We start from the raw sequence: 12,823 nt of genomic DNA on the forward strand, positions 1-12,823 counted from the left end.
TTTCATATGATTTGTCACAGGGAAATTCTTCACATAACATATATCGGAAAATTTTAACAGAAAATAAAGGGGTAAAATAGTCCTTTTTATTTATAATTCCCTACCATAAGATAAGAATCTTTTCTTTATTTCTTTTTCATACCCATTTTCTGTGGGTTCATAGTATTTCTTTCCTATGAATTCAGTGGGCAAATATTGTTGTGGAATAAAAGCATTTTCATAATCATGAGGATATTTATATCCCATACCATGACCTAATTTCTTAGCTCCAGGATAACTTCCATCTCGCAGATGTGAAGGCACCTTTCCTATTTCTTTATTTCTTATGTCCTCTAAAGCTTTATCTATACCCATATATGCTGCATTACTCTTTGGTGCTGTTGCTATATAGACTGCCGCTTGAGCTAATGGGATTCTTCCTTCTGGCATACCTATTACATTTACTGCATTAAAGGCAGATACGGCAATATTTAAAGCATTTGGATCAGCATTACCTACATCTTCTGATGCACAGATTATAATTCTTCTGGCAATGAATTTAGGGTCTTCCCCTGCATTTATCATTTTAGCTAACCAATATAAAGTAGCATCTGGGTCTGAACCTCTCATGCTTTTTATAAAAGCTGATATGGTGTCATAATGCTCGTCTCCATCTTTATCATATCTTGCTGTTTTTATTTGTATAGATGATCTTATTGTGTCTAAATCAATTTGAATTACTTCTTCTTCATTGGCAGAAGTAGAAAGAACCCCTATTTCTAAAGAATTAAGTATGGTTCGTCCATCTCCCTCTGCAATAGTTATAAGATAATTTATAGCATCTTCCGTTATATCTACTTTATATTCTCCTAGTCCCTTTTCTTTATTGGATAGAGCATTTTTTATAAGATTTCTTAAATCATCTTTAGTCAAAGATTCTAATTTTAAAACCATAACTCTAGATAATAAAGCCTTATTCACTTCAAAATAAGGATTTTCAGTAGTGGCACCTATAAGTATTATAATTCCTTTTTCTACAAATGGAAGCAATGCGTCTTGTTGAGATTTATTAAATCTATGTATCTCATCTACAAATAATATAGTTCTTCTATTATACAATTTTAAATTTTCTTCTGCTCTGTCCATTACTTCCCGAATATCTTTTACTCCAGATGTTACAGCAGATAATTTTTCAAATATCATATTGGTAGTATTGGCTATTATCATAGCCAAAGTGGTCTTACCTGTACCTGGAGGTCCAAAGAATATCATTGAAGTTATTCTATCTGCCTTTATAGACCTATTTAAAAACTGTCCTTCTCCTAATAAATGCTTCTGCCCTACAAATTCACTTATTTTCTCTGGTCTCATTCTGTCAGCCAAAGGTGCATTCTTTTTTAATTTTTCTTCCATATTTAACGTAAACAAATCCATTTCATCACCTAATTAATATTATTATTTCCATTATAATACAATAACTCCGATTTTTAAAGCAAGGCTTTAGAAATCGAAGTTATTGTTCTTTATTTTATTATATACTACAACTTACTCATGATTCAATAAGTTCATAATAGTTTTATATACTAATTCTGGTGCTACTTCAAAGGAATATTTCTTTTCTATTCTTTCAGTAAATTTATGGGCATCCTTCCCAAATGGACCTATATCTAATACTGGTAGACCTAGTTTTTGCATATCCTCCAGTGGTAAATCATATTTAGTACCAAATCCCGGCATATTATCTTTTAAGGCTGCTATAATTTTAGGATCTTTTGGTGCTGCTCCATAGCTTAAATCTGATATATATGGAAAGAATTTCTTATAAACTAATTTATAATCTGTTTCTGTAGTCTCTACAGCATCCTTTACTGCATCTAGTAGCGCCTTTTCTTTTGGTATGTTTCCTTCTACATGAATATGTGGATAATATGGAGGTGTAAAATATACTATAACAACAGGTTCTCTATTTGACCATAAGTTATGGACTTCTTCTACTAATTTCAATGAAAAATCTCTTTGATCTATGGACTCATCCTTTAACATTTCCTTTGTGATTTTAGCAATTTTTTCATCAAGCTCATTACCAATTTCTAATTTTACTTCTTTATATAATTCCTCATAAGTTAACACTTTTGTTTTCCATGGTAGTTTTTTATATTCTCTCCCTGCTAATTTACAAAATTCTTTATATTGTTGATTTAGATTATCAATAGTTAGCTGAAAAGCTTCTGTAGCAGCATCTTTCATCCTCATTAGTACCTGATCTGGTGTACTGCAATGGGTTGCGTAGTTAAAAAACAAGGTAGATGTTTTTGCTATTTGAACTGAATATTCTGGCTTTAGATCTCTTTGTTTTAAGGTAATAGGTGGAAGTGAAACCTCACCTTCAGCTATATCACAAAAATCCACATTTAAATTAATTCTATTTGTAATAGAGGAGGATATTTGGTTTGGATCTAATCCTTTAAAGGATTCGCCAACATGAGTTTCTTTCCCTACTATATAAAAAGATGGCATTAATTTTCCTACTGTTCCTATATAAACATATTTATTTTCATCACCTTCAAATTCACTGGTCATATAATCTGTATCTAAAAGTGCTAGATATTCAAAGCCTTCTTCCTCTTGCATCTTAGTTAATTCTGGTATTATAGATAACATTCCACCTGAATTTCCCTCTTCATCACATACAGCAGCAAATACTAAATTCCCTTCAAAATTTTCAATATCCTTTGCTATTTCCTCCATTAATGCAATTATAATAGCATCACCAGTTTTCATATCAAAAATTCCACGACCAAATAAATACTCTCCTGATTCCAAATCTTTTCTTACTTCCTCTGGTAATGTATCTGATATTTCCTTAAATTTTTCGGTTAACTCATAAGGCTTATTTGCATACTGCCTTAAACTACCATAATCAGATATGCCAACAGTATCTGTATGACCTATCATTATTATCGTTTTTTTACTATTTTCTTTTTTACCTCTTAAAATTGCCATTACAGATTTTCTACCAAGTTTATCATTTTCTACATCTACAAATCTTAAATCTTGTGGATTTTCCTTATAATACTGCATCTCCGAAAAGATATCATAGACTTTTTGTACAGAATCTAATTCTCCTAGGGTTTCAACTACACTAAGTTGATTTGTTAATTCCACAGTAATTTCTTCTATTCTTCTCGCAATATTCTTGTTCATTCTTTACCCCCTTATCAATAACTCCGATTTTTTGAATCTGGCTTTAAAAATCGGAGTTATTATTTATTTTATTATTTCTTTTTCTATATATTCTGATGTCATTGCCCTTAAAATTCCAACATAGGACAGTTTAAACTCTATTATATCTCCTACTTTATAGTTTATCTCACTATCTGATGAATCCAGTATCAAATGGTCTGAACTTCCACCTAATATTGTTATTCCACTATCTAAAGGATATAATCCATCAAAATCTATATCTTGTTTACCTATTGCACAAAGAATTCTTTTCCTAATTCCTCTATCTATAAAAGTAGGTACGTTTCCGAAAGCATCTTTACCTATTTCTCCTATGGGAACTGAAGGTTTTTCTTTTACTTCAATAATCTCTGCTTGTAATCTAAATCCACCATCATCTGTATCTTTTATTTGCTCACCATAGGCTGTTTCTATTCCTAAGATTAGGGATTCTCCTAATCTTAAATTGTTTAATCCATTTATTTTGCAATTTTCTACTAAATGAACTGTACTTGAATTTCCTCCAGATAGTATTTCTAGTTCTATATTGTATTTTTCTTCTATTTGCCTTTCTAACTTAACCAATCTATTTAGAACTTCTTCTGTAGGTATTACCCCACCATAGCAGGTTAGATTAGTACCAAGTCCTATTATTTCAATTCCTTTTAGTGAGATTATATTTTCGATACAATCCAACAGAGAGTCTTCCTCATAAAATCCTTCCCTTAGATCTCCTAAATCCACCATTAAAATAATCTTGTGAATCTTATTTTTCTCCATAGCTTTTTCTGATAATAACTTTATTGTTTCCAGTTCTGAATTTAAGGATATATCTACATATTCTACTATATATTCTGCTTCAGATTTCATAGGCAGTCTTAACATAATCTTAGGTATATCTAAATCTTTCATTCTAATTAAGTTCTCTATTCTTGAATCTGCTAAATAACTTACTCCTCCATCTATATAGGCTTTAGCAATTTCAGGATTTCCGCAAAATACCTTAGTTACTCCTGCTATTTTTATATCTTGTTTATTGCATAATTCTACTATTGTTTTTACATTATTTCTTATGATTGATAAATCAATAGTCATTCTTGGATATTTCATAAGCTATTCTCCTTTAAGGCTATTTTCCAATAACTTTAATGCCACTTCTGGATATTTCTTAGACATTACTCCAAGGGAGGCCAATATATAATGATTATCTATTAATATTTCTGCTTCAGTATTTGGTAAAAGATCATTTCCCTTATTACATAAAGCAATTTCTTTTAAAATTTCTTTTCTGTGAGGTAGCCTTGTTAAAGCTCCACCTGTACCTATTATATATTTTACCTTTGTTAAATCTTTGCCTTCTGCTATGGTTTTCTTTCCTGATGGTCCATATAGATGTTTTAATCTTCCTCCATGGCGTCTCACTGACATTGTTGCAGCATGAAGAGTTAATTTTTCTACAAATTCTTTTTCTGACGCTGTAGTTGGAATCGGTTTATGATTTTCAATTAAATCTTCTAGCTCTTCTATTGAAATCTTAAGTTCTTTTATTAATTCTTCTTTACCTACTATTTCAACTATATTTCTCATATTTACATAGACACCAAGATCACCTTCTACTGTTCTTTTAGCTTTTGGTTCTGGATTGATTAAAATTCTTGATATTTCGTCACTATCTTCTGTAACAGAGTGAATATCAGTAGTAGCACCACCTACATCTATGGTAATTAAATCTCCTATATTTTCATAAAGTAGTTCTGACGCCTTCATAACTGCTCCTGGAGTTGGCATTATAGAACCTGTAACCATATTTCTTACTTTTTCCATACCTGGTGCGTGAATTATATGAGTTTCAAATACATCTTGAATTACTTTTCTAGTAGGTTCTACATTTAATTCATCTATTTTAGGATAAACATTTTCTACTATATATAGTTCTGTTTCATTATTTTCAAATAAATCCTTTATATCCTCATGATTTTCTATATTTCCTGCATATATAACTGGAATATTTAAATTCATTTCAGATATTAACTCTGCATTATAAAGGGCAGTATCTCTTTCACCATAATCTACTCCTCCTGCTATTAAGATTATATTAGGATTTATTTCTTCAATCTTTCTTAAATCTGATTTTCTGAGCTTTCCAGCTGTTATATATTTTATATTTGCCCCTGCACCTAATGCCGCTTCCTTAGCTGCCTTTACTGTCATATCATAGACAAGTCCATGAACTGTCATTCTAAGTCCACCTGCTGCTGAACTGGTGGCTATAAGCTCTTTATATTCTATGAAAGGTTCATTAAGATTTTCAGCTAAATTGTCTATAGCATTTTTCAGGCCAATGTTTACATCTCCTTCTAATACAGTTGTAGCAGATTGTCCTTGTCCAATAAATACTGGACAGGTCTCTAAGTTGTGAAATCCATTGACTACTGTAGTAGTACTGCCTATTTCTGCAACTAATAAATCAATTTTCATGGCTCATTGCCCTTCTCTTTTCTACTAAGAATGTAGCAACGTGCTGTCCTTTAGTGCCCCTACCAAATCCTTGATCCATACCTGATTCTATTGCCAGTTCATTAGATACTTGAGTTCCTCCTGCTGCAAGAATTATTTTATCTCTTATACCTTTCTCAATACACAAATCATGTAGCTTTTTCATATTTTTATAGTGAATATCATCATGAGAAATAATAGTTGAGGCAAGAATAGCATCTGCATTTAACTCAATGGCTGCATCAACTAATTTTTCTATGGATATTGATGTACCTAGTATATGGCTTTCAATACCATACCTTTCTATTCCACCATGTTTAATATCTATGATTTCACGAAGTCCAACCGAGTGTTCATCTTCTCCTACAGTTGCAGCTACAATCTTCATTGGTTTCTTTTCTATGTCTTCTCTAATTTCATCATCTGTCATTATTTTTGGCTTAGGTGGTATAACTAAATCATTTATGTCTATGGTATGAACAAACCTGCCTTTTAATTCTATACGAGTACCTTCAGCCTCCTGCATTATTTCCTTGTGAATTACTTCTACATCTTCTAAGCCCATTTTCTTTCCTATTTCTATGGCAGCAAATTCTGCTGTTCTTTCATCAGTAGGAAGGAATAATGTTGTATGGATTATACCGTCTCCCAGCCATTCCATTTCAGGCTTTATTTTAGATGTTTTTCTCAATTCTTTTACTTCTTCAAGTCTTACATTTACATTATCATTTTCATCTAATTCATCTATAAATATAATCTTAGACGGATCTTCAAAAGTCCCCCCACCTATTAATTCTGATGGATTATGGATAAAACTTTCACTATATTGCCCAATATTGTTATAGCCAAAATGTGCTGTAACTGGTGCCATATAGTCTTTGTCTCTCTCAAATACAGTTCCCTCTCCAACTCCTTTATCAGATTTTCTAACTATACCGTCTCCGTTTCTTTCTGGATAATATCCTGAATCTACAAAAAATCCTTCTTCTACAGCATTAAAATATCCTCCAACCTCAAGGATTTCTTCCATAAATAATATGGCTCTTTCCTTTAATTCCCTTACTTTATCTGCTAACTCTCCTTCATTTCTCTTTATTTCAACCATACTTCCAAGTCCATCCATTCCTGTAAAGGCTTGTTTTGCAGTATCTACTGCTTCTATATTATATATATGCCAAGGTACGTTTCTTCCTTCATCTGGAGTTATTGTAGACTGTATGTCTGCTCTAGTTAATTGAGAAATAAGTAAGTTCAGTACATGGGTTACAGTTGCTTCTCTAGTGGAAGATTCCATGTATTTTGTATTCATTTGAGCTCTCATTTTATATTCTTTAAATAATTCTCTTAAAGCAACTGCGTAAGGTAAGTCTAACCTCATACAAGGTGCTGGAGGTGCTGTTGGAGGTACTGTTGAAAGGCATATATTCTCTTTTTTCATCCCAACTTTCACTGAAAATATGGAGTTTATAGCATGTTGTACCATAAGCTCAGGCATTACTTTCCAAGCTTCCCTGGCAGTAGCATTGGCATTATGTGCTCCATCTATTTGAGCAATATCTGCCCAAGTCATTACTCTTTTAGCTTCTGCCGCGTCTACAAAGGACCTTACCATATTTATATTTCTATATAAAACATTGTATTGTGGGTCCTGATGTGCTCCATTCACTCCTTCTTCTGCAAACATTACGGCTATTTCTGGACCTGCTACACCAGATACATAAGAGTGATAATTTATGGGTCTGCCTACTTCATCTTCTATGAAATCCAAAGCTTTTCTTTGGGCCCTAACTTGTTTTCTTGAAATAGGAATCCCCCCTACTCCCTGTGGAGTTCCCTCTATAAGACTTTCAAAGTGAGATTGTCCAGCAGTTCTTATGACCATTATATGGTCTGCTCCATGCCACGCTGCCATTCTCATTCTTCTTATATCATCTTCAAATCTTCCAGATGCTATTTCCGTTGTAATTACAGGTTTTGGCTGCGGATCTATGGAATCAAAGTATTTAGCTGCTGGAAGTGGTTGGCTATTTTCTAAGGACTCAGACATATCATAGTATTCAAATTTACCTATTTGTCTATTCTCTTCAGTTCCTTCTCTCCAATGCCATCCTCTTCTTCTAGGTCTATATTTCTCTATATCTTTTAGTATAAAATCTATATCTAGTTTTTCATTATGATCTAATTTCATTGTTAGTACCTCCTTTAAACAAAGATACTGCCTCATCCCATATTTCACCTTGAGCTAACTTTAATCCCGTTTCTCTTATTTCCATATTTTTTTCTTTAGCTAATTTATATATAATATGACCTGCACCTTTGCCTATTAATCCTCTATCTATGGCTCCATCCACTATTGCCTTAGCTTCTAAACTTGAGAAACCCATTCTTAAAAGTACTGATCTTTCTATGGATGGAGATGTATTTTTATATGCTAAATCAATTATTGGTTCTACTACCTTTTCTGCTAATTCCCAAAACCTAGCTTCCAATTCTTCTTCTGACAGATTTGCTAAGTGTTTTCTTCTTTCCTGAAAATCATCTGCTCTTTTCATACTCAACCTCCTATTAATATTCTATCTCTAATTCATCTAAAACTTCTTTTACAAATTCAATGTTGGACTTTGTATCTTTTACTAAAAAGTCTATATCATCTTTTGTAACTTTAGTTGCTTTTATATTATTTACTGCATTTCTTATATAGGATTTTCTAGTCTTATTTAGGTCCAATTCAGTTAATGTAATATAAGATGGATCCCTTGGAAGTATAATATTTTTTCCTGGCACTTCATCTTTAGGTTCTCCTATTATAATTTCTATTCCATTTTCCCTAGCAAATGTAAGCTGTGGATTTATATGTTTTCCTGCTCCTGTATACTCAGTTTCTTGGACTACAATTATTTGATCTTCATCCATCTCCTGCGAAAGTTTAAAGGCTGCTACTAAAGATGTATTCCCTGCTGGTCCTCTTTCTAGACCTTCTATTTGAGCCAATAACTCTGTCATATAAAATACTGAACCCTGGTTCATAGTTACATATCTATCTATATATCTAAGAGGTCTTGCAGCGGATCTAGGTACATCTGATCTATCTGGCCAAGTAGCAAAAGGTATACCAAATCCAGTATGACCTGTAGTGAAGGATTTTTTATTAAATTCAGTATCCGATGCCATATGTAATCCCTGTAAACTAACACTAGCACCTACTATTTTTGTGTTAATTGCACCTGCCTTAATTAGTCCTCTAGCAGTACCAGTTAAATTTCCTCCGCCAGCATTAGTCACAACCACTACATCTGGGTCTCTTCCTTCTTTTTCTCTAAATTCCATAGATATTTCATATCCTAAAGTTTCTACTCCTGCTATACCAAAAGGTGAATATAATGAAGCATTGAAATAGCCTGTTTCCTCTAACATAATTAAAAAGGTATAAAATAATTCTGGTCCTACTGTAAGTTGAACCACTTCTGCTCCATAAGCCTCACAGGCTCTAGCTTTTTCTATTATCTCTGGCTGTCCAACTCCCCTTGAATCATAGCATTCCTGTACTATAATACATTTTAATCCATACATTGCAGCTTGAGATGCAACTGCTGCACCATAGTTTCCAGATGTGGCTGCAATAACCCCTTTATATCCTAGTTTTTTAGCATGATAACAAGCTGTAGCTGCCCTTCTTGCCTTAAAGCTTCCTGAAGGATTACTAGCTTCGTCTTTTATAAATATCCTTGCTCCTTTTCCCATTGGGGCAAATTTCCTAGCTAATTTAGTTAAGTTTCTCAGTTCAAGAATCGGAGTATTTCCTACTCCTGTTCTACTCTGAATTTCTTCTATCTCTTGTAAACTATAGCCAGTTTCTCTCATCATTCTTTCATAGTCAAAGGATATACTACCAGATTCAAACTCACTATAGTCTATACCAACAGCCTTTTTCATTATCTCTGCTCTTCTTGACATAACTCCTTCATAGCTCATGTCTCTAGTCATTATTGTTCACCGTCCTCTTTTAATAATTCTCTAGCTTGACGCCCTATATATAAAAGTTCAGGAACTGCTTTTCCAAAGTCATGTTTATAATATGGGTTAACTTCTACTAAATCACCTTCTATTATCCTTCCAATATAAGTTTCTATTTTTACTTTATCTCCAATATTTGCACTATCGTCTAATAAAAATCCTTTATCCCACATTTCTAGAGGTACATTTTGCGTATCTTCTGGAACACCTGCTGCCCTTTTCTTTGGCTCAAGTACAACAGAGTGAATCCTCACCCAATCACCACGTCTAGCATCCATATAAAAAACCCCCTTTTAGTTAATAATTAATAACTAATAGTTAATAATTTTGGAAGTTTCCAATTCATTAAAACTATTAATTAATATAAAGATCAAACCAAAGATTCTTCACTATACTCAGAATGACAAACATTCTCCTTCTTACTATGTTATTCACTATTAACTAATCTTCAATAAACTCTCTCATATCTCCCATTATTGCTCTTGGTACTGGTAAATCTATCATTGTTTTTAATCCAGGTCTTGCATTGATTACGTTTGGAATCATATTAACAGTCATTGCTATTGTTCCAATTCCTCCAGGAACTTCAGGTGTGATTTTCATACTAATATCTGGTGTACCTTTTATAGTTATATAATCTCCTGTTTTTATATTTTCTAAATGAGGTTCTACTTGCTGAGGATGTAACATTTCTATTTTTAATTCTCCATCTACATATCCATATCCTTTCATATTGCACCCTGCTACATTTCCTGGTTCAACTTCTGCATAAGGAGCTTTTCTATATACTGATGATACAATTGGTGCTTTCGTTAACTTGATTTCATCACTTAATTTCCATCCTAAGGCATCTGTAATCATATTTATAGATTCTGGGAATCCTACATGACCTGCCAAATCATTTTCTTCCACTCTTCTATTAAACTCATCTTCTGTTATACCTACACCTTGCTCCTCCATTACTGCTGGTCCAAAGGGTGAAAGATCATTTACTCTTTCTGCTATGATATTTTCCACATCAATACAAGCTCCGGTTAAAGTAACAACAAGTAAGTCCATAATAAGCCCTGGATTTATTCCTGTTCCTAAAACAGTAACTCCATTTTCTTTGGCAATTCTATCTAATTCCTTAGTTAACTCTGGCTCTTGAGCCTTAGGATATGCCATTTCCTCTGCTGTAGTTATTACATTGATGCCTTTTTTTAAACAATATACTATTTTATCATATGCTCCTTTTACAAAAGAATCTGTTGCAAGAAGTACAATATCAGCTGCCTTATCTGTTATAATATCTTCTACCTTATCACTAACTGTTACTTCCTTTCTACCACCCTTTTCAACTCCTAAGACTTCAAAAATACTTTTATTAACTTTATCTGGGTGAGTATCACAAACCCCTACTATTTCTACACCTTTTTTATTTAACAGCATTTCTGCTATTCCACTTCCCATAGCTCCAAAACCCCATAATATTACCTTTACATTATCATTTCTCATCTTAATTAACCTCCTAAATTAAATTTACTTTATTAAAATATGCAATTTTCTTGCCAATGATCTTTTCTATTTATTATTTAAAATCCTATGATTTTCCATATAATTTCTTATAAATTTATATGAATCTTCTATTATTCAGAATATAACAATTAAAAAATGCAATAATTTTTGCACCAATAGGCAAATATTATTGCATCAGACAATATACTTCTTTAATTTATGTTGTAAGGTCTGTCTTTTTATTCCTAGTTCCTTTGCAGTCCTTGTTATATTGTTTTCATTTCTTTCTAATGCATTTAATATAATGTCTTTTTCCATTTCTTCTAAAATATCTGGGAGAGATTTATTCTTTTCTTCTACAACAATTGCTTTTTTTAAAGGTTTATCTTCCATTATATAAATTGAAGAAATGAAATCCTCTTGTTTTAGTATTGTTTCTTTATCAGATACTATATTCATAGCTCCTTCTATAACATTTCCTAACTCCCTTACATTTCCTGGCCATGTATACTTCATAAATTGCTCTAATACTTCTTTAGATATTTTCTTTATATTTTTTTCAAATAAAAGATTATATTTTCTTACAAAATGTTCAGATAATATAATAATATCATCTCTTCTTTCTGCTAAAGATGGTATCTTAATAAAAATAACATTTAGCCTATAGTATAAATCTTTTCTAATAGTTCCATTTTTTAAACTCTCTAAAGGATCTTCATTTGTTGTAGCTATAATTCTCACATCTACAGGAATATCTTTTTTCCCGCCGACTCTCCTTATATATCCTTCCTGCAAAACCCTTAAAATCTTAGCTTGTAGTGATAAAGACATGGAGTTTATCTCATCCAACATTAAGGTTCCCCCATGGGCTTGTTCAAATATGCCTTCCCTTTCAGTGGCCCCTGTAAATCCACCTTTATCTGTCCCAAATAAAATCCCTTCTAATAAGGCTTCTGGTATGGCAGCACAATTTTGAGCTATAAAAGCCTTCTTTCTTCTTATACCACCATAATGAATACTTTGAGCAAATAATTCCTTTCCAGTACCAGTATCACCATAGATTAAAACACTAGACCCTGAATCTTTAGCCTTCTTGGCTATTTTCTTAGCCACTTCCAGTGATTTATGATTTCCTATAATATCATGAAAATTATATCTTTTTATCTGACTTTTAAAATCTTTTTTATCTACCTGGGTTAAATTTAATTTATTTTGTAATTCTATTAATTGGTCAGATAAGTTTTTAATATGAGTTATATTATTAGCTATTTCTAAAGCACCTATTATTTCATCATTATCATAAAGAGGTATAGTGGAGTTTATGGTAGTTATCCTTTGACCTTTAAAATTGAAATAGGATTGTGTGCTATTAAGTATCCCCTCACCTGTATGAAGGACTTTTATTAAGGTAGAGGTCTCTTCATTTAAACTAGGAAATATCTCTAAAATATCTTTTTCAAGAACTTGATTTTTATCTAGTCCTTCTAATCTTGCCATAAATTCATTATAGACAACAGTTTTCCTTTTATTATCTATTACATGTACACCTATATCTGCATGATGCAAAATATTTTGCATTATTATTTTATTTAAATCTGTTTTTCTCATTATATCA

The 12,823-nt window shown here is 32.2% G+C and carries 10 protein-coding genes; all 10 read right to left on the bottom strand.

All coding sequences use genetic code 11. The features are described from left to right. Positions 1 to 90: 90 nt before the first annotated feature. Positions 91 to 1,413, bottom strand: coding sequence for a replication-associated recombination protein A (locus tag KQI41_RS10155; RefSeq protein WP_154439765.1), 1,323 nt, complete (start codon positions 1,411 to 1,413; stop codon positions 91 to 93). Positions 1,414 to 1,524: 111 nt separating this feature from the next. After that, positions 1,525 to 3,183 carry a M20/M25/M40 family metallo-hydrolase gene (locus KQI41_RS10160; protein ID WP_154439764.1) on the bottom strand — a complete coding sequence of 553 codons (1,659 nt, stop codon included), beginning with the start codon at positions 3,181 to 3,183 and terminating at the stop codon, positions 1,525 to 1,527. A 63-nt stretch (positions 3,184 to 3,246) separates the two neighbouring features. Then, on the bottom strand, positions 3,247 to 4,311 hold the full coding sequence (gene orr, locus KQI41_RS10165; protein WP_154439763.1) for an ornithine racemase Orr: 1,065 nt from the start codon (positions 4,309 to 4,311) through the stop codon (positions 3,247 to 3,249). A gap of 3 nt (positions 4,312 to 4,314) precedes the next feature. After that, positions 4,315 to 5,679: a GlmL-related ornithine degradation protein gene (locus KQI41_RS10170; protein WP_154439762.1), complete on the bottom strand. Its 1,365-nt coding sequence runs from the start codon at positions 5,677 to 5,679 to the stop codon at positions 4,315 to 4,317. Next, the gene (gene oraE / locus KQI41_RS10175) at positions 5,669 to 7,885 is read right to left on the bottom strand and encodes a D-ornithine 4,5-aminomutase subunit OraE (protein WP_154439761.1); all 2,217 of its coding nucleotides are present in this window, start codon (positions 7,883 to 7,885) and stop codon (positions 5,669 to 5,671) included. Before oraE ends, KQI41_RS10170 begins: the two co-directional genes overlap by 11 nt. Beyond that, on the bottom strand, positions 7,869 to 8,249 hold the full coding sequence (locus KQI41_RS10180; protein ID WP_154439760.1) for an ornithine aminomutase subunit alpha: 381 nt from the start codon (positions 8,247 to 8,249) through the stop codon (positions 7,869 to 7,871). Before KQI41_RS10180 ends, oraE begins: the two co-directional genes overlap by 17 nt. A 13-nt stretch (positions 8,250 to 8,262) precedes the next feature. Further along, positions 8,263 to 9,681 carry a 2-amino-4-oxopentanoate thiolase subunit OrtB gene (gene ortB / locus KQI41_RS10185; RefSeq protein ID WP_154439759.1) on the bottom strand — a complete coding sequence of 473 codons (1,419 nt, stop codon included), beginning with the start codon at positions 9,679 to 9,681 and terminating at the stop codon, positions 8,263 to 8,265. Beyond that, on the bottom strand, positions 9,681 to 9,989 hold the full coding sequence (ortA, locus tag KQI41_RS10190) for a 2-amino-4-oxopentanoate thiolase subunit OrtA (protein WP_154439758.1): 309 nt from the start codon (positions 9,987 to 9,989) through the stop codon (positions 9,681 to 9,683). Before ortA ends, ortB begins: the two co-directional genes overlap by 1 nt. A 163-nt stretch (positions 9,990 to 10,152) precedes the next feature. After that, complete coding sequence (gene ord / locus KQI41_RS10195; RefSeq protein ID WP_154439757.1) at positions 10,153 to 11,208, bottom strand: 2,4-diaminopentanoate dehydrogenase; 1,056 nt, start codon at positions 11,206 to 11,208, stop codon at positions 10,153 to 10,155. Between the two features lie 195 nt (positions 11,209 to 11,403). Continuing rightward, on the bottom strand, positions 11,404 to 12,816 hold the full coding sequence (locus KQI41_RS10200) for a sigma-54 interaction domain-containing protein (RefSeq protein ID WP_154439756.1): 1,413 nt from the start codon (positions 12,814 to 12,816) through the stop codon (positions 11,404 to 11,406). Between the last annotated feature and the right edge of the window lie 7 nt (positions 12,817 to 12,823).

The organism is Tissierella pigra, assembly GCF_018917845.1.
Classification (GTDB): Bacteria; Bacillota; Clostridia; order Tissierellales; family Tissierellaceae; genus Tissierella; species Tissierella pigra.